Here is a 23974-nt window from a genome sequence, read left to right on the forward strand (position 1 = left end):
TCCGCGTATGGACACGTTCGATGACAGTCTTGCCTTCGTGAAGTTCGGCGTGGGCCAGCCGGTGCTGCGCAAGGAGGATCCGACTCTCCTGCGCGGCGAGGGCCGCTACACCGACGACATCAACCTTCCAGGCCAGGCGCATGCGGTGATGGTGCGCAGCCGCAACGCGCACGGGCTGCTGAAGGGCATCGACCTGTCCGAAGCCAAGTCCATGCCGGGCGTGCTCGCGATCCTGACGGCCGCCGATCTTGACGAGGCGGGGTTCGGCCCGTTGATGTGCCCGCTCAACATCCCCCAGCGGGACGGCACGCCGATGAAGACGCCGCCGCGCTGGTCGCTGGCGAAGGACAAGGTGCGTTTCGTCGGCGAGGTCGTGGCGATGGTCGTCGCGGAGACGGCGCTGCAGGCGAAGGACGCCGCTGAAGCCGTGATGCTCGATATCGAGGAACTGCCGGCCGTGACCGACCCGGAGGCGGCGCTCGCCGAGGGCGCGCCGCAGCTTCATGCCGAAGCGCCGGGCAACCTCGCGCTCGATTTCTATTTCGGCAATGCCGAGTCCGTCGCCAGGGCCTTCGCCGAGGCCGCGCATGTCACCAGGCTCGACATCGATTCGCAGCGCATCGTGGTCAGCGCCATGGAACCGCGCTCGGCCATCGGTTCCTACGACGCCGCGAAGGATCGCTGGATCCTCAACGTCGGCTGCCAGGGCGTGTTCGGACTGCGCGGCGGCCTCGCCAAGGACGTGCTGAAGGTCACGCCCGACAGGTTGCAGGTGCTGACAGGCAATGTCGGCGGTTCGTTCGGCATGAAGGCGCCGCCCTATCCGGAATACGGCCCTTTGCTGCTGGCGGCGAAGAAGCTCGGCCGTCCCGTGAAGTGGACGGACGAGCGCTCCGAGAGCTTCCTGTCGGATCATCACGGCCGCGACCACAAGCGCGTCGCCGAACTGGCGCTCGACAAGGACGGCAAGTTCCTCGCGGTCCGTCTTACGGGCTACGGCAATGCCGGCGCCTACATCTATCCGCCGATGCCGGCGACGACCAATGCGGTGAAGAACCTGATCGACGTCTACCGCACGCCGGCGATGGAGGTGAATTCGAAGATCGCCTTCACCAACTGCACGCCGGTCGCCGCCTATCGCGGCGCCGGCCGTCCCGAAGGCAACTATTTCATGGAGCGCCTGATCGATACGGCGGCGCGCGAGATGGGCATCGACGGCATCGAGCTGCGGCGGCGCAATCACATCGCGCCGGAGCAGATGCCGTACAAGTCGCCGGCCAACAACGTCTACGATTCCGGCGAATTCCGCGCCATCCTCGACGAGACCCTGCAGATCTCCGACTGGGACGGCTTCGAGGCCCGCAAGCGGGAGAGCGCCAAGCGCGGCAAGCTGCGTGGTCGCGGCGTCGGCAGCTATCTCGAAGTGACGGCGCCCGCCGGCAAGGAACATGGCGGCATCCGCTTCGAGCCCGACGGCTCCGTCACCATGCTGAGCGGCACGCTGGACTACGGCCAGGGTCATGCGTCGCCGTTCGCGCAGGTGCTGACAGGCCTGCTGGGCATCCCGTTCGAGCGCTTCAAGCTGCTGCAGGGCGACAGCGACCAGCTCAAGGCGGGCGGCGGCACCGGCGGTTCGCGTTCCGGCCTCGTCGGTGCAGAGGCTTTCCTCGAAGCCAGCCGCAAGGTGATCGACCAGGGCAAGCAGATCGCCGCGCACGTGCTCGAGGCGTCGGTCGTCGACATGGAGTTCGACAAGGGGCGCTTCAGGATCGCCGGCACCGACCGCGGCATCGGTATCCTCGAACTGGCGAAGAAGCTGCACGACGGTCTCGCGCTGCCCGCAGACGTGCCGCAGACGCTCGACGTCGCGCATGTCTCCGACACGCCGCCCTCGTCGTTCCCCAACGGCTGCCATGTCTGCGAGGTCGAGATCGATCCCGATACCGGCACGATCGAGCTGGTGCGCTACTTCATGGTCAACGACTTCGGCACCCTCATCAATCCGCTGCTGGTCGAGGGCCAGGCGCATGGCGGCGTCGTGCAGGGGCTGGGCCAGGCGATCATGGAGCGCACGGTCTATGACGAGCAGGGCCAGTTGCTGACGGGCAGTTACACCGACTACGCCCTGCCGCGCGCGCAGGACGCGCCGAGCTTCACCATCCAGAGCCATCCCGTACCGGCGAAGACCAACACGCTGGGCGTGAAGGGCTGCGGCGAGGCGGGCTGCGCCGGTGCGCTGCCGTCGATCATGAACGCGATCGTCGATGCGCTGGGCGGCAAGCACATCGACATGCCGGCCACACCGGAAAAGGTCTGGCGGGCGCTGAACGCAGGTTAGCCCTTCGCCTCGACCTCGATCGTCTTCTTGACCGCCGGCCGCTCCAGCATGCGGGCGCGGTGCGCTTCGAGCGCCGGGAAATCGCCAGGCTGGCGTTCGAGCTGGTCGCGGAAACGCCAGTAGACGCGGAACAGATGGATGTCGGCAATCGAGTAGCGATCGCCCAGGATCCATGTGCGGCCGGCCAGACGCTTGTCCGCGACCGCGTAGAGTTCGCGCGCCTCCGCGACGCCCTGCCGGATCGCCGGGTGGATCGTCGACGCGACATAGGACATCCAGGAAATCACCTGCGCCTCGGCTTCGATGTCGCCGGCCGGCAGGAGGTTCGCCGCCGGATAGGTGCGGGCGAGATAATAGAGGATACCCGCCACCTCGGTGAGCGGCCGGCCGTCGATCATCAGCACGGGGACTTTGCCGACAGGATTCACGGACAGGAAGTCCGCGTTGCGGGTTTCCTTGCGTGGCACCGAGACGGCGTGTTTCTCGAACGGGGCGCCGACCTCGTGGAGGGCGATATGGGCTGCCATCGAGCTGGAGCCGGGCGAGTAGTAGAGCTTGAGCATGCCCGACCGTACCACGCCTGTCGTTGCGGTCGAGCGTGGGTTATCCTGTCGTCATGATCACGCTTCTGCTGTCGTCCCACGCGCAGCGTATCTGGGGCGAGCGCATCGCGGCTACCGTGCCCCCGGGCACGCTGTCTTTCCTGACCGCCGAGGAGGCGCTGGCGGCCGACGGCCCGAGCGCCGCCGACATCGCCTTCATGACCCGCGAGGTCACGGGAAGATCCAGTCCCACCCATCCGACACCCGAGCTGCAGGGCTTCGACGCGGTGGTGCGCAAGTCGCCCAACCTCAAATGGCTGCAGATCCACCCGGCCGGCGCGGAGCGTCCGATCTATCGCGAGTTGCGGGCGCGCGGCGTCAAGGTGACGACCGCCTCGGGCGCCACCGCCGTCACCGTGGCCCACAGCACCCTGGGCGCCGTGATCGCGATCAACCGCCGCTTCCCGCTGCTCGCGGATGCGCAGCGCCGCCACGCCTGGGAGCCGCGTCTGGGCGAGCGCTCGCCACGCGACCTCGCGGGCCAGTGTGCCGTGATCGTCGGCATGGGGCCGATCGGACAGAACATCGCCCGGCTGCTCGCGATGCTGGGCATGCGCTCGATCGGCGTGCGTCGCACCGCCCAGCCGGTCGAGCCGTGCGAAAGAGTCGTTGCCTACGAAGGCCTGCACGAAGTCCTGCCGCAGGCCGACTGGCTGATCCTCTGCTGTCCGGCCTCGCCGGTGACGCGCGGCATCGCCAATGCTGCGGCCTTCGCGGCGATGCCGGACGGCGCGCACTTCGTGAACGTCGCGCGCGGCGAAGTCGCGGTGGAGAAGGACGTCATCGCCGCCTTGCAGAGCGGCAAGCTCGGCGGCGCCTATCTCGACGTTTTCGAGCGCGAGCCGCTCGATCCGGCGTCGCCGCTGTGGGATCTTCCCAACGTGCTGGTCTCGCCGCACACCGCCAGCCATTCGCTGGGCCAGAACGAGGCGATCTTCGGCATCTTCCTGGAGAACCTTGCGCGTTTCCGCGCCGGTCAGCCGCTGCGCAACGACGTCGACAAGCTCGCCTGAACCGCCTGCTCCACGGCGCGGCGGTCGAGCCGTGCCCGGAGGCCGATCACCACCAGCCGACCGGATCTCGCGCCGGCCGGCGCCGAGTCGATCTCGAAGCGCTGGCCGACGACATGCAGCGCGAGCCGGTTCAGGATGCCCTTTGCGCGCAGGACGCCCGTGCCGGGTGCGCTCAGCCGCTGGCCAAGTTCGGTGATGTCGACATTGGCAGGCACGTCCAGCTCCAGCGAGTCGTAGAGCGATGCCGCGTCGGGGGCTCCGGGTGTCGTGAGCGTTGCCGACAGGCGGGGCAGGGCGGCATCGCGCAAACCCAGCAGCAGGTCGGGCGCGATGTCGGCGCGCGTTGCCGGGAGAATGCGCGCGGCCGGGCTTTGCGTGGCAAGCCAGGCGAGAGTCTGCCGGAGCGAGGCTTCGTCCACGAGATCGCAGCGATTGGCGACGACGAGATCGGCCGCGCCGAGCTGGCGCGTGATCGTGTCGCCGAGATAGGCGTCGTCCGCCATCGTCCGTACCGTCTCGGCATCGACCATCACGACGATCCCGTCGACGCGATAGGCCGGCAGAAGCGTTACGGCGCTGGCGACCATGCCGGGCAGCGCGACACCGCTGGTTTCCAGCACGACGCGCTCGATGTCGGGCCGCTGCTCGGGCAGCGCCATCAGCGTGTCCATCAGGTCCGAACCGTAGCTGCAGCAGATGCAGCCGCCGGAAATCTCCAGCGTGTCGCCGTCCGACGACACGATCAGGTCGCGGTCGACCGGCGTCGCGCCGAAATCGTTGACCAGGACGGCGAGCCGCTGTCCGTCGGCGGCGCGCAGCAGCCGATTGACCAGGGTGGTCTTGCCGGTGCCGAGATAGCCGCCGATCACCGTGACCGGCAGCCGCCCGCCCGGTCGCGTCTCGCTCACGCCGTCCCCCTCACACTCCGTTGGCGGGGAAGAGTCGGCCACCCTGGACCGTGCCCCAGATGCGCACGTCCTTGAGCTTGTCCGGCGCGATCTCCAGCGGATCGTCCTCCAGCACGGCGAAATCGGCGCGCTTGCCGCATTCGATCGAGCCGACCTCGCCGTCGAGCTTCAGCGTCCAGGCGGCGCCCAGCGTGATGGTGCGCAACGCGTCGGCCACCGAGATGGCCTCGCTGGTGCCGAGCGTGCGGCCGCTGGCGGTGCGGCGGTTGACGGCGCACCAGGCGGTGAAGAGCGGCCCGAGCGGAGTCACCGGCGCATCCGAATGGATGGCGAGCGGCACGCCGCTGGCCAGCGCGGTGGCGCAGGCGTTCATGCGCATCGCCCGCTCCGGTCCGACCGTCGTCTCGTAATGCTGGTCGCCCCAATAGAAATGATGGTTGGGGAACAGGTTGGCGCACATGCCGAGCCGGGCCATGCGCCGGAACTGCGCCGCGTCCGCGAGCTGGCAATGCTGCAGGGTGAAGCGATGGTCGCGCGCCGGCTGGTCGAGCAGGGCGCCTTCCAGGCAATCCAGCGCCATCTCGGTCGCCTGGTCGCCGTTGGTGTGGCTGTGCACCAGCACGCCCTTCTGCAGCGCCAGCCTGTAGAGGCCGCTGATCGCCTCGGGCGGCGTGTACCACAGGCCGTTGGGCGCGCCGTTGTAGTAGCCGGGCCAGCGCAGGCGGGCCGAGAAGCCCTGGATCGAGCCATCGACGAACAGCTTGATGGCACCGAGCCGCAGCCGGTCGGTCGAGCGGGCCTTGAGCTTCACGGCCATGTCCACGACCTGCTCGGGAGTCAGCGCCTGGAAGCGGCGGAATGACACGATGCGCACCGGATACCCGGCCTCGCCGGTCACCCGTGCCATCATCGAGACCGCATCGTCGGGCAACAGGTTCGCGAGATCGGTCGCGGTGGTCACGCCCTGGCGCACGCAGAGCTTGGCGAAGCGGCGCAGACCGTCCTCGTCGTTGGCCAGCGCCTCGCGATCGAAGCCGACATGGGCGCCGACGATCGTCATCGCCTCGGGGCCTTTCAGCTCGCCGGTCGGCAGGCCGTCGGACCCGAGCGGGATGCCGGGATGGTTGACGCCCGGCCGCATCAGGCCAGCCAGTTCCAGCGCCCGCGTGTTCACGTTGAAGATGTGGCCGCTCGCATGCATCACGCCGATCGCGCGTGTCGTCGATACGCGGTCGAAATCTGCGCGCACGACACGACGGTCGCCGTAGTAGATGGGGTCGAGGCCCCAGCCGGCCAGCACTTCGGTCGGTGAGGCGAGCTTGCGCTCGACCTGCTGCAGGCGCGTCACGACGTCTTCGATGGACTCGGCGCCCGGCCATACCTTGCCTTCCGGATCCATGCGGTCGAAGCGGCCGAGATAGGTGTAGCGCCAGAACGTGCCCTCGGCGGCATGGCTGTGGCCCTCGACGAGACCGGGCATCAGCACCTTGTCGGCGAAGCTGTCGTCCAGCGTGTAGGCGCCCCAGCCCGCGAGTTCTTCCAGCGGGCCGACGCCCAGGATGCGGCCCTCGCGCACGGCCACATGCGTGGCCTCGGGACGGGCGGGGTTCATGGTGAGGATGCGGCGGGCGCGGAAGATCGTGATCGGGCTGGATGTCATGGCGCCGACAGTAGCGGGCGGGCCACTGGAACGCCAAGCACGAGCTTGCGTCGCAGAGCGGTCGTGTCGTTCTTGGCATTGCGAAGTCGTTTGCAGCGTATAGGCTGGCGCAAAGCAGGCGAACGACCTGCGTCGGATATCAAGAGTCTCGTGGTCGGGTGCAGTGATCCGCCGGGGGACGGGGGAAACGAACATGCGCCTGACACGTCGCGCCACACTCGGTCTGTTGGCAACGTCGCCGGGATTGGCGGCACCCGCGGTATGGGCGCAAGGGCGCGACTGGCCGAATCGCCGGCTTCGGCTCCTCGTGCCCAGCGCCGCCGGCGGCTACGAGGTCTATGCCCGCATCCTGGCGCCGCGGCTGGCCGAACTGCTGGGCCAGCCCGTGGTCGTCGATAACAAGCCCGGCGCCAACGGCATCATCGGCATGCAGGAAGTCCAGCGCAGTGCGCCCGACGGCTATACCTTCATGTTCGCCCATGTCGGCGCGATCTCGATCGGCAGCAGCATCTATCCCAACATGCCGCTCGATCCGGTGGACGATCTCGCGTCCATTTCGGTGGCCGTCACCTCGCCGCTGGTCTGGGTGGTGACGCCGACGCTGCCGTTCAAGACGATGCCGGAGTTCATCGCCAAGGCGAAGGCCGAGCCCGGCCAGTGGCGCTACGGGCTGCCCGCGTCCGGCAGCATCCCGCATCTGGTCGCGGAGGACACCAAGATCCGCCACAAGCTCGACATGCCGGCCGTGCCCTACCGCAGCACACCGCAATCGCTGATGGCGGTGATCAGCGGCGAGGTGCCGATCACCGTGGACAGTCTCGGCGCCAGTGCGGGCCACATCGCCGGCGGCAAGCTGCGCGCCCTGGCCGTCACCTCGCGCGAACGCTCGGAGAAGCTGCCCGACGTGCCGACCATGATGGAACTCGGCCTCGATCCGCGCGAATGGGTGGCCTGGTATGCCTTCATGGCGCCCAAGGGCACGCCCGACGAGGTCATCCAGAAGCTGAACACGGTCATCAACCAGGCACTGCAGGAAGAGGCCATTGCCACGCGCATCCGAGAGCTGGGCGCCTCACCGCGCATCACCACGCCGGCCGAGACGCTGGCCTTCATCACGCGGGAGCGCACCGACTTCGGTGCCATCGCGCGGGCCGGCAACATTCGCGTCGAGTAGTTCAGTCCCTTCCTCTTTGCGGACTCCGCAAAGGGGAAGTGCCCTCGTCCGACGAGGGCGACGGGGTCACGCCCCTCCGTCGGCGATAGCGCCGACACCTCCCCGCCTGAATGGGGAGGCGAGGCGCTTGCGTCTGAAGACCTACCGAACCGTATTGCGCGGCACGTCGCGGAACGGCTTGGTCGTGTCGATGCTCGGTTCCTTGGGCATCTTGAGGACGCGCTCGGAGATGATGTTGCGCTGGATTTCGTCGGTGCCGCCGGCAATCGAGGTCGCCGGCACCGAGACGAGGATCTCGGCGATGGTGCCGTTCATCGGGCTGTCGGTGCCGCTCAGCAGGGCGTCGGCGCCGGACAGCTGGGTGTGGATGCGGGCCGCGGCGCGGGCGACATGGCTGGCGACGAGCTTGCCGAGCGAGCCTTCCGGTCCCTGCGGCTTGCCCTGCTGCGCGGCGGCGCGGGCGCGGCGCGCCGTCCATTCGGCAGACTTGGACATGATCAGGAGCTTGGCGATCTCCTGCCGCACCACCGGATCGCCAAGATGGCCCGTCTCCCGGGCGCGGGGCAGGATCAGGTCGACCCGGCCGGCGCGCTGCGGATACCACTTGTAGGGCTCCATCGTCGTGGCGATCTCGGCCCGCTCCTCGTCGTAGGCGCGACCCTTGCGGTCCGAGCCCATCGCCCAGGTGCGCAGACCGTCGGCGCCACGGCGTTCGTGCATCAGCGTCGTCGTCGTCACGGCCCAGCCGTCGCCCACGTTGGCGACCAGGAATTCCGGCTCGACCACGGCGTCGGTCAGGAACACCTGGTTGAACGAGGCGTGCCCGTTCATCTGCTTCAGCGGCTGCACGTTCACGCCGGGCTGGTGCATGTCGATGATGAAGTAGGACAGGCCCTTGTGCTTGGTCTGGTCCCAATCGGTGCGGGCCAGCAGCAGGCCCCAGTGGGCATGGTGGGCCGACGTCGTCCAGACCTTCTGGCCGTTCACGATCCACTTGTTGCCCTGCATCTCGGCGCGCGTGACGGCGCCGGCGACGTCGGAGCCCGAGCCCGGCTCGCTGAACAGCTGGCACCAGGTATCCTCGCCGGTGAGGATGCGGCGCAGGAACTTCTCCTTATGGAGATCGGTGCCGTGCGCGAGGATGGTCGCGGCGGCGAGGGTGCGGATGCCGGCCTTGGCGACGCCGATCGCGCCGACGCGCGCGAATTCCTCGTCGACCACGGCCTGCAGGCCCTGCGGCAGGTCGCGGCCGTACCATTCCTTCGGCCAGGTCGGGACGCCCCAGCCCGAATCGGCCAGCTTATTGCGCCATTCGACGAGGCCGAGTTCGGGATTCCAGTTGGCTTCCAGCCAGGCGCGCACCTCGGCGCGGACGGAGTCTTCGGTGAGTTCGCTCATCATCCTGCTCCTCAGGCGGCCCAGTGCTGCATCATCTGCTCGCGATGGTGATGGGCGTCGCCCAGCAGCACCTCCGAGCTCTTGGCGCGCTTGAACCAAAGATGGGTGTCGTTGTCCCAGGTGAAGCCGATGCCGCCATGGATCTGGATGGCATGCACGGCGGTCTGCACGGCCGCGTCGCTGGCAGCGGCCTTGGCGAGCGACGCGACCGCCACGATGTCGTCGTCGCCCTCGTCGAGCGCGGCGGCGGCGTAGTAGGCGGCCGACTTGGCCAGCTCGACATCGACCAGCATGTCGGCGTGTTTGTGCTTCATCGACTGGAAGGAGGCGATGGCGCGGCCGAACTGCATGCGCATCTTGGCGTATTCCAGCGAATCCTCGCGCAGCCGGTCGGAGACGCCGGCCATTTCGTTGGCGAGGCAGACCGCGGCCTCGACCATGGTGCGCGCGAAGGGCACGGCGGCGGCGCCGGCTTCGCCCAGCAGCGTGGCTTCGACGCCCTTGAAGTCGAGGCGGGCGAGCTTGCGGGTCTCGTCCATCGTCTTGAGCAGCCTGCGCGACAGGCCCTTGGCGTCGCCCTTGACGGTGAAGAGGGAGAGGCCCTTGTCGCCGCTGCTGCCCGGGGCGCGGGCAAGGACGACGATGAGATCGGCGGTGTGGCCGTCGAGGACGTAGCTCTTGAAGCCGTCGAGGACGTAGCCCGAACCGGACGGCTTGGCGGTCAGCGTCGTGGCGGCGGCATCCCAATGGGCCGGATTCTCGACCCAGGCGAGGGTGGCAATGGTGTCGCCGGCGGCGATGCCGGGCAGCAGCGCCTGCTTCTCGGCTTCCGTGCCGGCATTGAGGATCGCGCCGGTGGCCAGCACGGCGGTCGAGAAGAACGGCGCGCAGAGCAGCGACCGGCCCATCTCTTCCAGCACGATGCAGAGTTCGCCAAAGCCGAATCCCTGGCCGCCATAGGCTTCGGGGATGCGGACGGCGGTGAGGCCGAGCTCGCCGTTGAGTTTGCGCCAGGCGGCAGGCTCGAAGCCGGTTTCGGTCGCCATCAGGCGCCGCACTTCCTTGGTGGGCGACCGCTCGCCCAGAAAGCGGCGCAGGTTCGACCTGAACTCTTCCTGCTCGCTCGAGAAGCTGAACTTCATGAACCAATCCTCCCGGCGCCGACTTTAGGCACTGGGAGGGATGACCGGAAGCGCCCGCAGGACGCGGGAATTGCAGGGCGAGACGCTGCCGATGGCGGCGTCACCCCTCACAGGTGGAGCAGGTCGATATGCACCGTCGACGGACTTTGCGCGCCTGTGGCGACGAAACCGAAGCTGGTCTCGCCGTCCTGGGCGATCGTCCCGTTGTAGGCGGCGTTGCCGATCACGTAGCCGCTCGCATCGTGCGACACGATGACGGCGTTCCAGAGGTCCGTGATCTGGTTCGTCGTCTCGATCTTGACCTGCCAGCCGGTGACCGCCGCCGTGCCGTCGTTCTCCAGGGTGACGCTGCCGTTGAAGCCGCCCGACCAGGAATTGACGATGGCGAACATGGCCTCGAGATCGCCGGAGCCCGAGGAAGGCGTCGTCGGATCGGTAGGGGGCGTGGGTGTCGTCGGCGTGGTGGTCGTCGTCGTCGCGGTGTCGTCGTCGACGATGGTGCCGGTGCCGGTGGCGCGCGTGATCGTGGCGCCCACGGCGTTGCTCAGCACGACGCCAAAATGCTCGTTGCCCTCGACCAGCTTGTCCGGACTGATCTCGATCGTGATCGTCTTGCTCTGCTCGCCCACGGCGAAGGTGACGTGGCCGCTGCTGGCGATGAAGTCCGAGGCGCCGGCCTCGCCGTAGACGGTCTGGTAGTCGACCGTCACTTCCTGCGTCGCCGCCTCGGAGAGAGTGAGCACGAAGCTCGCCGTCGGACCGCCGCTGCTGCCGTCGCCCGGCGCATCCTCGTGGAACTGGTACTCGATGGGCGTGAGGTAGCCCATCTTCGTCTGGTTCACGGTGTTCCAGTTGTCGTTCAGGATGCCGCCGGTGTCGCCCGAGTTCGGGTTCCATGACCAGAAGGTCCAGCTCGGTCCTTTCTGTCCCGGTGCCAGGTCGGACGTGCCGTCATTGTTGAAGTCGCCGCCCAGATAGGACGTGATCGCCTCCAGCCACGGCGCATCCTTCGGATCCACCAGCTTGGTGCCGAACTCGCCGATCCACACGGGCGCGATGCCTTCCTTGTAGATGTAGCCCCACATCTGGTCGAACTTGGCGGGCAGGTTCGCCGGGAAGTCCGGACCCTGGAACCACGACTGTTCGTAGACCGAGTTGGGATAGTCGTGCGCCGAGTAGACCAGCTTGTTGTCGAGTGCGAGGTCGATCGGCCGGTCGCGCACGCCCATCAGGTTGCCGCCCCACCAGTAGCTCTGGCCCTTGTAGGTGCCGATGCCCTCGACGAAAATCAGCCAGTTGGGGTTCACCGTGCCGATGGCGTTTCCGGCCGTCTCGGCTGCCAGCGCCCAGTCGTTGGCGCCGCCGCCGCCCCAGGTGCCGTTGTAGGGCTCGTTGTGCAGATCCGCGCCGATCACCGACTGATCGTCGGCATAGCGTGCCGCCAGCATCTTCCAGTCGTTGATCCAGGCCGCCTGCGTGTACTGGCTGTTGTACCAGAGGCCGTTCTCGGAGGTGCCGGCGCCGGCATTGCTGCGGTGATGGTCGAGGATGATCTTGAGGCCGATCTGGTCGGCATAGTCGACGATCTTGTCCATGATCTGCAGCGCCGACAGGCCCTGCAGGTCGGGGTTCTTGCTGAAGTCGATGCCGTTGGGCGCCGCCGTCGTATGCAGCATCTCGCTGGAGAAGGGCAGGCGGATCGTGTTGAAGCCCAGATCGACCATCTGGTCCATCATGTCCTTGTAGCCACGCGTCCAAAGGCCATGCGGCGCGAAGGTCGAGGATTCGAAGCCGAACCAGTTCACGCCGGCGATCTGCACCGAATGCCCGGCCGAATCGACGATCTGGTTGCCCGAGGTGCTGAGCCAGCCGGGCGCAGCGCCGCTGCCGGGATTGCCCTCGATCACGGTCGCGTCGGAGATGGCGAGCGTCGGACCGGCCGCCACGTCGTCGTTGACGATCGTGCCGGTGCCGGTCGCGTCGGCGAGGGTGGCGCCGCTGGGGCTCGAGAGCACGATGCTGAAGCCCTCGTTGGCTTCGACGGTTGCATCGCCGATCGTGGCGACCTGGATGGTCTTCTGGGTTTCGCCGGCGGCGAAGGTGAGCGTGCCGGATTGCGCGACATAGTCGCTGCCGGCCACGGCCGTGCCGTTGGCCGTCGCGAAGTTCACCGTAACGGGAGTGGCGGAAGCCGCCGACAGGCTCACGGTGAAACTGGTCTGGCCGGGCGCCGCCGCACTTCCCTCGGCGGAGGAGGCGTCGGTGATCGAGAGCGAGGGCAGGGGCGTGGCGCTATCGTCGTTGACGATGGTGCCGAGTGCGCTGCCGTCCCGGAGCGTGGCGCCGGTCGGCGATGCGAGGGTCACCCGCAGCGTCTCGTTGGCCTCGACCGCCGTGTCGCCCGTCACCTGGACGCGGATGACCTTCGACGTCTCGCCGGCGGCGAAGGTCAGTACTCCCGATTGGGCGACATAGTCCTGGCCAGCCTTGGCGGTGACATTGGAGGTTGCGTAGCCGACCGTGACCGGGCTCGAAGTCGCCGAGGACAGCGTGACCGTGAAGGACATCTCGCTTGTGCCGGCATGGCCTTCGGTCACGCTGGCGTCGGCGATCGAGATCGTGGCGTCGTCGTTGACGATCGTGCCGATGCCGAGGCGGTCGGCGATCTTGCCGCCGGTCGCGCCCGTCAGATTGATCTTCAGCGTCTCGTTGCCTTCGATGGCCGTATCGCCGCTGACCTTGATGTTGATCACCTTGGAGGTCTCGCCGGGCGCGAAGGTGACCGTGCCGGTCTGGGCGACGTAGTCCAACCCCGCCTTGGCGGTGCCGTCCTCGGTGCCGTAGGTCACGCTCACCGGCGCGGTGGTGGCTTCGGAGAGGGTGATGGTGAAGGCGAGGTCCCGCGTGCCGCCGTCGCCCTCCTTGATCGTGGCATCGGCGATGGTGATCTTGGGGACGACAACGTCGTCGGTGGTGATCGTGCCCACCGCTGCGCCGTCGGCGATGGTGGCGCCGCTCGGGGAGGAAAGCCTCAGCGCCAGCGTCTCGTTCAGTTCGGCGACCTTGTCGCCATTCACCGTGACGCTGATCGTCTTCTGCGTTTCGCCGGCCGCAAAGGTGATCGTGCCGGACCGGGCGACATAGTCCGAGCCCGCCGTCGCCGTGCCGTCGGCGGTTGCGTAGGCGACCGTCACCGGGCCGCTCGCCGCCTTCGACAGGCTGACCGTGAAGTTCATCTGGACGGTGCCGCTGTTGCCTTCGACCACCGATGCGTCGCCGACCGAGATCGTCGGCAGGGACGGCGGCGGCTCCTCACCCGCGCCATTCAGCGTGAGGCCGGTTGCCGCCGTGCCGCCCGTGGCGCCGGGCGTCGCCTGGAAGCCGAAGGTGACGCTGCCGCCTGCCGAGACGTCGCCATTGTAGGAGGCGTTGCGCAGCACATAGTGGGTTCCGACGCGGCTGACGATCTCGGCGCCCCAGATGTTGGTGATGGCGAAGCCGGCGTCGAACTCGATCGTCCAGCCATGCACGCCGCTCGTGCCGCCGTCGACCGTCATGTTGCCGATGAAGCCGGAACCCCAGTTGTCCTTGACCGTGTATTTCACCGTCGCCATCTCGTCTCTCCGCTCAGTTGCCTGCGCCTCGTGTGCGTGAACAGATGCCATCGGCATCGGGGCGTTTCAGCGACAGGCCGGGCGCCAGTCGACGAACGCGGCAGAAAACTCGGTGAACGGGAGGGGCGGCGCGGATCACGCGTGGCTTGCCTCTCTCCGCCAAATGCCCAATCTTCGGCGGCGACCCAGCCGTCCCGACCGGAGCCTCCCGACCTTGATCGCCTTCGTGACTGCCCGGTGGAACGGCCTGTCCCCGTTCTGGCAGGCCCAGATCGGCGGGTGGGGACTGTTCGCGATCGCCGACGTGCTGGCCCAGCGTGTCGCCTACCACAGCTTCACCGTCGCCTTCGCACGCACGGGCCTGATCGTCCTCTGTCTCGTGACCTTCTCGATAGGCCTGCGCGGCATCTACGCCTCGCCTCGGTTTGCCCGGCGCGTCTCGATACCCGGCGTTGCGCTGATCGGGCTGCTGTCGGCTCTGGGAGGGTTGATCACCGCGTCCATGATCGTCCTGGTCCACGAGATGCTTCCCTGGATCGTGCCGCCGGACCGCCGCGGGGTCGAAGAGTTTTTCGTCCCGTTCGTGCATTACTTCTTTGCCCTCGCGGGATGGAGCCTCGCCTACTTCTGGCTGCGCGCGGAACTGGCGGAACAGGCGCAGCACCGCAGGAGGATGCGCGCGGAGGCCGAGGCCCTGAGGGCCGAACTGGAACGGCTTCGTCTGCAACTCGACCCGCACTTCCTCTTCAACGCCCTGAATGGTGTCGCCGAGGAGATCCCCGAGCATCCGACCGCGGCATTAGACATGCTCCGCAACCTCACCGCCTACCTCCGGCACTCGCTCGACGGCATCAATCACACGGTTGTCACAGTCGAGGGCGAGGTCGCGGGCCTGTCGGCCTATCTCGCCGTCCAGAAGGCCCGCTTCGGCGATCGCCTGCAGGCACGGCTGGACGTCGCGCCGGACGCCGGGCCGCGCCGCATCGCGAGCTTCCTGCTTCAGCCGTTGGTCGAGAACGCGGTGAAGCACGGGCGGCGTGAACACGGGCTGGATCTGCGCATCGCCATCGCCGTGAGCGGGGATGTGCTTCGGGCCGAGGTCTCGAATGCGGGCACGCTCGCGCCTGCCGGCGCGGCGCGGCGCCCGCGTGCGGGCATCGGCGTGGAGAATGTGCGGCGCCGGCTGGCACTGCACTATCCCGAACGCCACGCCTTCCAGCTGCGGGAGGAAGGCGAGCGGCCCGAAGAGAAGAGGGTCGTCGCGACGCTCGAGTTGAGGGGCGAACCGTGCGGGTCGTGATCGTCGACGACGAGCCGCTGGCCCGCAGTGCCATGCGCCGCCTGCTGGCCGCGCATGCCCATGTCGAGATCGTGGGCGAGGCCGAGAGCGCCGAGGCCGCGCGCGCCCTGATGTCGAGCCAGCACCCCGACCTCGTCTTCCTCGATATCGAACTGGGCGGCGGCAGCGACGGGTTCGACCTTCTCGACTCGCTGGAGCGGCCGCCCATCGTCGTCTTCGTCACCGCCTTCGCCGAGCATGCGGTCGAGGCCTTTGCCGTGAATGCCGTCGATTACCTGCTGAAGCCGGTCGAGCCGCAGCGTCTCGAGGCGGCGCTGGAGCGGGCGGCGCGGCAGCGCGCGCTCTCGGCGCTGCCGCCGGGCCCGGGCGTGATCGAGCTCAGGACGCCGAGACGGACCCTGTTCGCGACGCCGGCCGAAATCGTGGCGATTACGGCTGACGGCGATTTCACGCGCGTCTTCGTCGCCGGTCAGCCGGCGGTGATGATCCTGCGCACGCTGGCGCATTTCGAGGAGCTGCTGCCGGCGCCGTCCTTCGTTCGCCTGGGCCGCTCGGTGATGATCAACCGCGACCGGCTGCGCAGCCTCGAAGCGCCGACGCGCTCGACCGGCCGCCTCGTGCTCGACGGCATGGCCCATCCGCTCACGATTGGCCGCGCCGCAACGGCCCGGCTGCGCGAGATCCTGGCATCGGGCCGAAGCTGAGCCCTCGGGGCTGCGCCCTGGCATCGAAGCTGCAAGGCCTTCCGGCATCGATCCCACCGGAGGAGCCCATGAAAGCGGTCGTCATCCATGCCACCGGAGGCCCCGAGCAACTCGTGCTGGCCGATCTGCCCGATCCCGTACCGGGGCCGGGCGAGGTGTCGATCGACGTCGCCTATGCCGGCTGCAACTGGGCCGACACGCAGGTTCGCATGGGCATCTATCCGCATCCCATGACCTATCCGATGGTGCTGGGCTTCGAAGTCTCCGGCACCGTGGCGGCCCTCGGGCCGGATGTGACGGGCGTGACGGTGGGCGATCGTGTCGCGACCTTTCCGGAGAAGGGCGGCGCCTACGCCGAGAAGTGCATCGCCTCGGCCAAAGGACTGATCAAGCTCCCCGACTCGGTCCCGCTCGATGTCGCGGCCGCGTTTCCCATCCAGGCGCTGACCGCCTGGCACATGATGTGGACGATCTACGGTGGCATCGGACCGGGCGAGACCGTGCTGGTGAATGCGATCGGGGGCGGCGTCGGCCTGATGTGCACCCAGCTTGCCGTCCGGGCAGGTGCGCGCGTCATCGGCACGACGGGCACGCCCGGGAAGGAAGCGAGGGCGCTGGCTTACGGCGCGTCGAGGGTCGTGGTGACGTCGCAGGAGGATTTCGAACGCGCCGTCCTCGACTTCACCGAGGGCAAGGGCGTCGACCTTGCGATCGATTCCTATGGCGCCACCATGCTCGACCGAACCTTCGGCGTCGTGAAGATGCTGGGCCATGTCATCAGCATCGGCGAAGCCGAAGGGCAGCCCTTCAAGAACATCCGCGAGCGCATCCTGCCGCGCTCGCAGACCTTCACCCGTCTGCATCTCGGCCATATCGACCAGGCCTCGCCGGCATGGCGCGCCGGGGTCGACCATGTGCTGGCGGCCCTCGACGAGGGCTGGCTGAAGGTGCCCATCGAAGGCGTGTTCCCGCTGGCCGAGGCCGCGGAGATGCATCGCCGCCTCGAAGGTCGTGGCGTCGCCGGCAAGCTACTGCTGAAGGCGGGCGTCTGACGTGCACTACCGCTCGAGCCAGACGTCCTCGAAGCGCCAATTGTTATAGATGCTATTGATGTGCAGCGTGACGTTCTTCACCTGCGGCTGCCAGCATCCGGCGATGCGGCCGTGGCTGATGATCGGCCGCGCCACGTCTTCCTGCAGCTTGCGGTCGATCTCCCAGACAAGTTCCTGTCGCTTCCTGCGGTCGGTCTCGCGCGACTGTTCCTCGAAGCGTTTGGTCATCTCCGGATCGCAGTAGTTGTTGTAGTTGCGCAGCGAGCCGCAGGCATAGCCTTCGAACAGCGTCACGTCCGGATCGTCGACGGCGCTGCCCGTGAGGTTGAGCGCGACGACATAGTCCTTCTTGAAGACGCGATTGTAGTAGACGCTGGTGTCGATGATCTCGAGCTCGCCGTCGATCCAGATCTGCTTGAGCTGATCGATCAGGATCACCGCCGGGTCCTTGTAGGTCGCGATGTTGCGGGTACTGACCTTGATCTTCAGCCGCTTGTCCGGCCCGTAGCCGGCCTCCTTCATGAGGGCGCGGGCTTCCTCGCGCGCCTTCTCGACGTCGCCGTAGCCGATCAGCCCCTTCAGCTTCTCCTCCGGCAGGCCCCAGACCCCGTCCGGCGGCGGCAGCAGGGCGCCGGCCATCTTGCCTTCGCCTTCGCTCAGGATGCGGATGAACGCCTCCCGGTCGAGGGTCAGCGCCATGGCGCGGCGGATCTTCGGATCGTCGAAGGGCGCGACCTCGCGATTGACGATCAGGTTGGTGCTGACGCCGCTCTCGCGCATGGTGCACTGCGCCTGGGGCGCGTCGCGCTTGATGTTCTTCAGTAGCGGCACGGTGACGTCGGCCGGGAAGGTCATGTCGAATTTGCCGGCGACGAACGACAGCATGCGCGTCGATCGGTCGGCGATGATCGAGAATTCGATGGCGTCGAGATAGGGACGCCCGGGCTTCCAGTAGTCCGGGTTCTTCACCAGCTTGATGCCCTCGTTCATCCGGAAATCGGCCAGCTTGAACGGGCCGGTGCCGACGGGCTTGCGCCGCATGTCTGCGGCCGGGACGTGGCAGGGATAGATCGGCGAATAGCCCGACGCGAGCAGGGCGAGCAGCGAGGGCTGCGGCTGCTTCAGGTGGAAGGTCACTTCGGAGGGACCGTCCGCGGTCACCTTCTCCACGTTGCCGTACCAGGCGCTGCGCGGATTTCGACGCAGTTTGTCGGGCGTGAGGATGAGGTCGAAGGTGCAGGCGACATCGGCGGCCGAGAACGGCTTGCCGTCGTGCCACTTCACGCCGTCGCGCGTCCTGAAGACCAGCTTGCGGCCCCCGTCCTTCGTTTCCCAACTCGTCGCGAGGTCGGGCACGATCGTGTCGAGGCTGTTCTTCGGGGCGTTCTGGTCGAAGACGACGAGGTTGTTGTAGATCGACATGAACGGGACGGCGACCGAGACAGTCGATTCCTCGTGGATGGAGGCGCTGGGCGGCGTGTCCATGTGCTGTATGCGGAGCGTGCCGCCGCTCTTCTGGGCCCATCCGGGAGAGGCCCATCCGATGAGGCCCGCGGCCAGGCAGATCGAAACGAAACGCGTCTTGTCGACTTTCATTCTGGTTTCCTCCCGACAACGATTGCTCCGGTGCTCGTGAATCTCCCGTGGGATTGCAGTGCGGCTGAAAGCCTAGACCCTGTGCACTCGCTGTGTCGACCTGCTTGCACGGTCTGCTATCGTCCGCCGCCCTTTGCGGAAACCCGAGGAGATCCGAAGTGACCACTGCCCCCCAACGTCTGCGCGCCCTGCTGGCCGAACCCGGCCTCGTCGTCATGCCGGCGGTGTGGGACGGGCTCACGGCCAAGCTGGCCTATGGCGAGGGGTTCAAGACGGCCTTCCTCTCGGGCTCGTGCGTCGCGGCCAGCCGGCTGGGCGGTCCGGATCTCGACCTCGTCTCGTTCGGCGAGATGTTCGATTCCTTCAACATGGTGCGCGGTGCCGCGCCCGACCTGCTGGTCCTGGCCGATGGCGATCACGGCTACGGCAATGCGATGAACGTGCAGCGCACCGTGAGCGCCTATGGCCGCGCCGGCGCCGCCGCCGTGCTGATCGAGGACAAGATCACGCCGCGCGCGCTCACCGCCGCCGGCAAGCCCTGCCTGCCGCGCGAGGAAGCGCGCATGAAGATCCGCGCCGCCGTCCAGGCCGCGAAGGAATCGGGCATCCTCGTGCTGGCGCGAACCGACTGCCGCCCGACGCAGGGCATCGACGAGGCCGTGGCGCGCATCGAGATGTATGTCGAGGAGGGCGCCGACATCCTGTTCCTCGATTCGCCGGCCGATGACGAGGAGATCCGGCGCGGCGTCGCCGCCGCCAAGGGTCGTCCGTCCTTCGCGGTGCTGTCGCCCGGTGCGCCGCGCGCCACGCCCTCGCAGACCGAAGCCCTGAAGCTCGGCTTCAAGATCGGCACCTATCCGACCGGCATGCTGTCGCCCGCCGCTGCCGGCATGAAGGCCGGACTGGCCGCGCTCAAGGCCGGCGAGGCCGAGAGCAAGGCCGCTCTGTCGCCGGCCGACCTGCGGGCGACGCTGGGCTATGCCGACTACGATGCCGCGGCCAAGCCGTTCATCGTGAAGGCCTGAGTTCCGTCACGCTTGCCTGCCGCGCGCGTTCGGAGAGTGTGCCGGGCGCGCGGGCATTCCCGAGAGTAGAGAGTCCATGAAGCGCAAAGTCAGCAAGGCGTTCGTCCATCTCGGCGCCTCTTCGATCCATGGCCTCGGCTGTTTCGCCGACATCGACATCAAGAAGGACGAGCTCGTCCGGGTGTGGGACGGCAAGGACAGCCGCTGGATACCGCTCGCCAGGGCCCATGCCTCGCCGCAGGCCCAGCTCATCAAGCGCTTCGGCATCCGCACCACCGGCGGCTATTGGGCGCCGATCGACTTCCTGCGGATCTCGACCGGCTGGTACATGAACCACGACGCCAATCCCAACATCGGCTCGGACGACGGCGACGTCACCTACTACGCGCTGCGCGATATCAAGGCCGGCGAGGAACTCGTCATGGACTACCGGCTGATGGACGCCCGTCACGACAATCTCCATCGCGACGAGGTCGTGCCGGCGACGGCGCGCGCAAAGCGGCGGCGTCGCAAGTAACCCGTTCCTGAAGGGCGGGATCGGTCCGGCAACCGGACCAGCTCCCGGCCCGTTCACTTCCTCGTCCAGACACGAGGAGACCGCGATGGCCGCCGATCCCGATCCGAAGCCGCGTGAACGATCCCCCAACGATATCGAACGCGATATCGGTACCGGCGAGACGGTGCAGCCGCGCGACAGCGACACCGGTCGCAGCGTCGGGCCCGAAGACGAGGATCGCCGTGTCCGGCCCGGCGAACGCCGTCCGCCGGGGACCATGCCCTGAGCGAACGCGGCGCTCAGGCCTTTCCTCGTCTCAGCGCTTGCGGACGAATTCGGCGCGCAGCACCAGGCCCTTGATGGTGTCGTGGCGGCAGTCGATCTCCTGGGCGTCGCCGGTGAGGCGGATGCTCTTGATGACCGTGCCGCGTTGCAGCGTCTGGTTGGCGCCCTTCACCTTGAGATCCTTGACGAGGATGACGCTGTCGCCGTCGGCCAGCACCTTGCCGACCGAATCGCAAACCTCCACGCTTTGCGCCGCCGCCTCGGCCGCCGCTTTCTTCGCAGCGGCTTCCGCGGCGGGCATCCACTCGCCGCTGGCTTCGTCGTAGACATAGTCGTCGTCGGTGTCGGCCATTGGCGCCTCGGTTCCTGCAATCGGGAGAGCGGCCTACAGGCCGGGACCGGCCGTCACAACCCGGCGCTTTGTCTCGCCCCGGATGTCCGCCACCGCTCAGCCGTGTTGGGCCGGGGGGGGCGCCACCCGTCGCGTTCCCTAGACGGGCTGTTTGAGGATCCAGTCGCGGGCCGGTCCGGCCTCGTGGAACACCCGCATGGGCCGGTCCGCCGCCGCCAGCATGCCGAGGACGCGGGACACCATGGCGATCTTGTCCTCGGGCACGACCACGGCCAGCGGGCCGACCGCGCGGGTCTGGTGGGCCGATCGCATGCGTACCCCCACCGCGAGGATGTTCTCGGCGCCCATGCTGGTGTCTGCGGCGCCGCCGTCGAACAGTTTCCGGTAAGTGTAGAGTTCCGCGTTGTCGATCACGTCCAGATAGGCCTCGAACTCGGGCCGCGTGACGTCGCCCTCGGCGACGACGGTCATGAGACGATGTTTCGAATCGATGGTCCAGTGAACCGGCATGGCGGGCAAATCTGCCAGCGGGTCCGCTGAAACGCCAGAGATGCGAAAGGAGGGGGTGACGTTGACGGGCGGCGGGCCTATTGCTGATCCCTCATTCAAGTGGGAGCCCGAACCCGTGACCTCGCATGAGGCTGTCCCGCCCGACGCAGTCGAAGCCGTCTCGGAGCCGATCCGTTTCGACGGAAGGCGCCTGCGCAGCGAGCGCACCCGGCACCTGATCATCGAAGCCTACCTGCTGTTGCTGCAGGAGCACCGGCGCATGCCGACCGCGGCGGAGATCGCGGCGCGGGCCGGCTATTCGGTTCGATCGATTTTCGAGCGGTTCACCGACCTGGAAGCCCTCAGCCTCGCCACCGCCGACTATGCCATCGCGGTCGGCCAGGCCGAGGCCGAGCCCCGGGATGTCGACGGTGATCGGGCGGCACGCATCCGCTCGCACGTGCATACGCGCGCCCAGGCCTGCGAGAAGTGGCTTCCCTTGTGGCGGATCCTGACGGGCAAGCCGGTCGAGGAGCAGCCGCCCGACATCCGTGCGCGGGTGCTGGCGGTTCGCCGCGCCAACGTCGAGCGGCTGGAACTGATGTACCGGCCCGAACTCGCCGCCCTGGATCCCAAGTCGCGCGACACTCTCGTCCTCGCCTTGGCGACCCTCACCAGCTTCGAGAGCTGGGGAGCCCTGCGGGAGGATTTCGGTCTGCCCTGGGAGGCCGCTCTCGACGTATGGGCGTCGGCCATCGAGCGGATGCTGCCTCAGGTTTCCTGACGTCAGGGCGCAACCTTTTCGCGACAGCGCAGTTTGCTCTTTTTGAGAGAATTTGTTGTTGCGGGCGTTGGGGGTTGAGCATGCCGCTTCGTTGGACGCGGAGTGATCATTTCGGAATTCTCACCGTGAACGGTGAAGGCGCCATCGGCCGAGAGGATATCGAGGGCTATCTGCTGGCAACCGAAATCGAGGGAACCAAGGGGCACGCCAAGCTGGTCGACATCAGGGGCGGGGATCTCGTCCTCGACCGGGACGACCTGCAATCGGTCGCCCGCATGTTGCTGGAATACGGAAGCGATGGCGAGGCGGGTCCGGTCGCGCTGGTGGTCCAGGGCACGCTCAACATCGACATGGCGATCCTGCTGAAGCAGCGGGTCGGACCGCGCCCCTTCCGCGTGTTTGCCGATGCCCTTGATGCCCGGGGCTGGCTGATGACGCCGCGGACGGGGATGCCGGCGTCACCCGATCAGCAGGCCAGCGCCGCGAGATAGGCTTCGGCCCGGGCCGCCTCCTGCGGCCCGCCGGCAAATCCCACATATCCGTCGGGCCGGATGAGGCGCAGCGTCATCGTATCTGCGGCGCTCTGTCCGGGCGCCGCCACGGCGAGCCGCGGAAACTTGGCGACCAATCCGGCCACCAGATCGGGAGGGCCGAGCACGGTGAAGCGGCACCCGCCGGCGCCTCCGGCCAGCCGGTGCGGCCAGCGTTCACCCGCCTTCGGGCCATCGGGAAGCTGCCCGCTCGCGGCTGTGAGGGGGCTTTCCGGATAGCCGATGTCCATTTCGCCCAGCTGGTCTGCGACCTTGTGCTGGACCTGCGGGAAACTGGCGGCAAAGCGCACGATGGTGTTGCGGATGTCCTGCAACAGCGGATTGCGCATCGTCGCCATTTCGGTCAGCCGTCCCGCGTTCCGGAGGACCTTCTCGCCGACCGCCGATCGCTCCGCCGAATAGCTGTCCAGCAGTGCCGGCCTGGCGGCGCCCTCGATCACCAGGGCGAGCCAGGCGAGATTGAAGGCGTCCTGGATGCCCGTGTTCATGCCCTGGCCGCCGGCCGGACTGTGAATGTGGGCGGCGTCGCCGGCGAGGAACACGCGGCCTCGGGAGTAGTCCTTCACCTTGCGCTCGTTGATGCGAAACGCCGCGAGCCAGATGGGATCGGTCATGACGATGCCCGGCGATCCGCGACGGGCCATCAGCCCGTTGATGTCGTCGAGTGTCGGATCTGTGTCGCCGCCCTCGCCCTCGCCGGCGCCGAGGTCGGCGACCACCCGCCAGCGATCGCCGACGATGGGGAAGAAGGCGAGGATGCCGTCGCGGTGCCAGAAGATGTGCAGGTGATCCTGCGGTTCGAGGCCGGTGACATGGCCGTCCGCCAGCGCCCAGCGCGATTGCAGGGTGGAGCCCTCGAAGGCGAAGCCGAGCCCGTGGCGCACCGTCGAATGCGCGCCATCGCAGCCCACCAGCCAGTCGGCCCGAACCGTCTCGCGGGCGCCCCCGGCTGCGATGAGGCTCGCCTCCACCGAATCGCCCCTGTCCGTGAAGCCGCCCAGTTCGACGCAGCGCTCGACCGTCACTCCCGCCGCGGCCAGGCGCTCCTCGAGGATGCGCTCGGTCTCGCTCTGGGGGATCATCAGCCCGTAGGCGAAGCGGCTGTCGATCAGATCGAGGGATACGCGGGCGACGACCTGCTTGCCGGTCGAGATCTGCGCACCGTGCGCCTGCAGGCCGGCCGACAGGAACGCCCCGACATAGCCCGCATCGTCGAACAGTTCGAGCGTGCGGCTCCACATGACGAGGGCCTTGGACTTGTCGGTGCGCTGCGCCGCCTTGTCGACGATGCGCACCGAAATGCCGTGGCGGACCAGTTCGTTGGCGAGCGTGAGGCCGACGGGGCCTGCCCCCGCGATGAGCACCTTGGGGCTGCCGGGCATGCTATATCCTCCCCCTGTTCGGGGCGGCGAGCTTATCGGGCCCGGGAGGGGCGTCCAATCGGTCCTTGCAAAAGCCCGGGCAAAGGGCCATATCCAGCGCGTCGATAGA

General features: G+C 67.8%; 21 protein-coding genes. 11 read left to right on the forward strand and 10 right to left on the reverse strand.

All coding sequences use genetic code 11. From position 1 onward, the window contains the following. Positions 1–7 precede the first annotated feature (7 nt). On the forward strand, positions 8–2338 hold the full coding sequence (locus LJ725_RS24015; protein ID WP_230553478.1) for a xanthine dehydrogenase family protein molybdopterin-binding subunit: 2331 nt from the start codon (positions 8–10) through the stop codon (positions 2336–2338). Here LJ725_RS24015 and LJ725_RS24020 read toward each other — a convergent pair. Next, on the reverse strand, positions 2335–2901 hold the full coding sequence (locus tag LJ725_RS24020) for a glutathione S-transferase family protein (RefSeq protein WP_230553479.1): 567 nt from the start codon (positions 2899–2901) through the stop codon (positions 2335–2337). The genes LJ725_RS24015 and LJ725_RS24020 overlap by 4 nt on opposite strands. A gap of 53 nt (positions 2902–2954) precedes the next feature. On the opposite strand from LJ725_RS24020, the gene LJ725_RS24025 reads away from it, so the two are divergent. Then, positions 2955–3953, forward strand: coding sequence for a D-2-hydroxyacid dehydrogenase (locus LJ725_RS24025; protein WP_230553480.1), 999 nt, complete (start codon positions 2955–2957; stop codon positions 3951–3953). Here the strand turns inward: LJ725_RS24025 and LJ725_RS24030 are convergent. Then, on the reverse strand, positions 3917–4861 hold the full coding sequence (locus tag LJ725_RS24030) for a CobW family GTP-binding protein (protein ID WP_230553481.1): 945 nt from the start codon (positions 4859–4861) through the stop codon (positions 3917–3919). The genes LJ725_RS24025 and LJ725_RS24030 overlap by 37 nt on opposite strands. 10 nt (positions 4862–4871) lie before the next feature. Next, the gene (locus LJ725_RS24035) at positions 4872–6521 is read right to left on the reverse strand and encodes an amidohydrolase (protein ID WP_230553482.1); all 1650 of its coding nucleotides are present in this window, start codon (positions 6519–6521) and stop codon (positions 4872–4874) included. A 193-nt stretch (positions 6522–6714) separates the two neighbouring features. Here LJ725_RS24035 and LJ725_RS24040 point away from each other — a divergent pair, with 193 nt between their 5' ends. Then, the gene (locus LJ725_RS24040) at positions 6715–7695 is read left to right on the forward strand and encodes a Bug family tripartite tricarboxylate transporter substrate binding protein (protein ID WP_230553483.1); all 981 of its coding nucleotides are present in this window, start codon (positions 6715–6717) and stop codon (positions 7693–7695) included. A 141-nt stretch (positions 7696–7836) separates the two neighbouring features. On the opposite strand, the gene LJ725_RS24045 is transcribed toward LJ725_RS24040, so the two are convergent. The 3 genes from LJ725_RS24045 to LJ725_RS24055 form a co-directional block, all read right to left on the reverse strand. Continuing rightward, positions 7837–9093 (reverse strand): acyl-CoA dehydrogenase family protein, encoded by a 1257-nt coding sequence (locus LJ725_RS24045; RefSeq protein WP_230553484.1) that lies wholly within the window; start codon positions 9091–9093, stop codon positions 7837–7839. An 11-nt stretch (positions 9094–9104) separates the two neighbouring features. Further along, positions 9105–10235 carry an acyl-CoA dehydrogenase family protein gene (locus tag LJ725_RS24050; protein ID WP_230553485.1) on the reverse strand — a complete coding sequence of 377 codons (1131 nt, stop codon included), beginning with the start codon at positions 10233–10235 and terminating at the stop codon, positions 9105–9107. A gap of 107 nt (positions 10236–10342) precedes the next feature. Next, the gene (locus LJ725_RS24055; protein WP_230553486.1) at positions 10343–13849 is read right to left on the reverse strand and encodes a Calx-beta domain-containing protein; all 3507 of its coding nucleotides are present in this window, start codon (positions 13847–13849) and stop codon (positions 10343–10345) included. A 214-nt stretch (positions 13850–14063) separates the two neighbouring features. Here LJ725_RS24055 and LJ725_RS24060 point away from each other — a divergent pair, with 214 nt between their 5' ends. From LJ725_RS24060 to LJ725_RS24070, 3 genes are all read left to right on the forward strand, one after another. After that, the gene (locus tag LJ725_RS24060; RefSeq protein WP_230553487.1) at positions 14064–15149 is read left to right on the forward strand and encodes a sensor histidine kinase; all 1086 of its coding nucleotides are present in this window, start codon (positions 14064–14066) and stop codon (positions 15147–15149) included. Next, positions 15137–15853, forward strand: a complete 717-nt coding sequence (locus LJ725_RS24065) for a LytR/AlgR family response regulator transcription factor (RefSeq protein WP_230553488.1) — start codon at positions 15137–15139, stop codon at positions 15851–15853. Before LJ725_RS24060 ends, LJ725_RS24065 begins: the two co-directional genes overlap by 13 nt. Before the next feature lie 68 nt (positions 15854–15921). Then, the gene (locus LJ725_RS24070; protein WP_230553489.1) at positions 15922–16905 is read left to right on the forward strand and encodes a quinone oxidoreductase family protein; all 984 of its coding nucleotides are present in this window, start codon (positions 15922–15924) and stop codon (positions 16903–16905) included. Between the two features lie 6 nt (positions 16906–16911). Here the strand turns inward: LJ725_RS24070 and LJ725_RS24075 are convergent, their stop codons facing one another. After that, positions 16912–18501 (reverse strand): ABC transporter substrate-binding protein, encoded by a 1590-nt coding sequence (locus LJ725_RS24075; protein ID WP_230553490.1) that lies wholly within the window; start codon positions 18499–18501, stop codon positions 16912–16914. A 158-nt stretch (positions 18502–18659) separates the two neighbouring features. Between LJ725_RS24075 and LJ725_RS24080 the strand changes: the two genes are divergently transcribed. From LJ725_RS24080 to LJ725_RS24090, 3 genes are all read left to right on the forward strand, one after another. Then, positions 18660–19526, forward strand: coding sequence for an isocitrate lyase/PEP mutase family protein (locus tag LJ725_RS24080; RefSeq protein ID WP_230553491.1), 867 nt, complete (start codon positions 18660–18662; stop codon positions 19524–19526). Between the two features lie 76 nt (positions 19527–19602). Next, positions 19603–20043, forward strand: a complete 441-nt coding sequence (locus LJ725_RS24085) for an SET domain-containing protein-lysine N-methyltransferase (RefSeq protein WP_230553492.1) — start codon at positions 19603–19605, stop codon at positions 20041–20043. 85 nt (positions 20044–20128) lie between these two features. Further along, positions 20129–20308 (forward strand): hypothetical protein, encoded by a 180-nt coding sequence (locus tag LJ725_RS24090; protein ID WP_230553493.1) that lies wholly within the window; start codon positions 20129–20131, stop codon positions 20306–20308. A gap of 30 nt (positions 20309–20338) precedes the next feature. On the opposite strand, the gene LJ725_RS24095 is transcribed toward LJ725_RS24090, so the two are convergent. Then, the gene (locus LJ725_RS24095) at positions 20339–20659 is read right to left on the reverse strand and encodes an alkylphosphonate utilization protein (RefSeq protein WP_230553494.1); all 321 of its coding nucleotides are present in this window, start codon (positions 20657–20659) and stop codon (positions 20339–20341) included. Between the two features lie 138 nt (positions 20660–20797). After that, positions 20798–21130 carry an STAS/SEC14 domain-containing protein gene (locus LJ725_RS24100; RefSeq protein ID WP_230553495.1) on the reverse strand — a complete coding sequence of 111 codons (333 nt, stop codon included), beginning with the start codon at positions 21128–21130 and terminating at the stop codon, positions 20798–20800. A 154-nt stretch (positions 21131–21284) separates the two neighbouring features. Here LJ725_RS24100 and LJ725_RS24105 point away from each other — a divergent pair, with 154 nt between their 5' ends. Beyond that, positions 21285–21932, forward strand: a complete 648-nt coding sequence (locus LJ725_RS24105) for a TetR/AcrR family transcriptional regulator (protein ID WP_230553496.1) — start codon at positions 21285–21287, stop codon at positions 21930–21932. Positions 21933–22057: 125 nt separating this feature from the next. After that, positions 22058–22423 (forward strand): hypothetical protein, encoded by a 366-nt coding sequence (locus tag LJ725_RS24110; RefSeq protein ID WP_230553497.1) that lies wholly within the window; start codon positions 22058–22060, stop codon positions 22421–22423. Here the strand turns inward: LJ725_RS24110 and LJ725_RS24115 are convergent. Further along, the gene (locus tag LJ725_RS24115; RefSeq protein WP_230553498.1) at positions 22399–23865 is read right to left on the reverse strand and encodes an FAD-dependent monooxygenase; all 1467 of its coding nucleotides are present in this window, start codon (positions 23863–23865) and stop codon (positions 22399–22401) included. The genes LJ725_RS24110 and LJ725_RS24115 overlap by 25 nt on opposite strands. Positions 23866–23974: the final 109 nt, after the last annotated feature.

This window comes from Reyranella aquatilis, assembly GCF_020880995.1.
GTDB classification, from domain to species: domain Bacteria; phylum Pseudomonadota; class Alphaproteobacteria; order Reyranellales; family Reyranellaceae; genus Reyranella; species Reyranella aquatilis.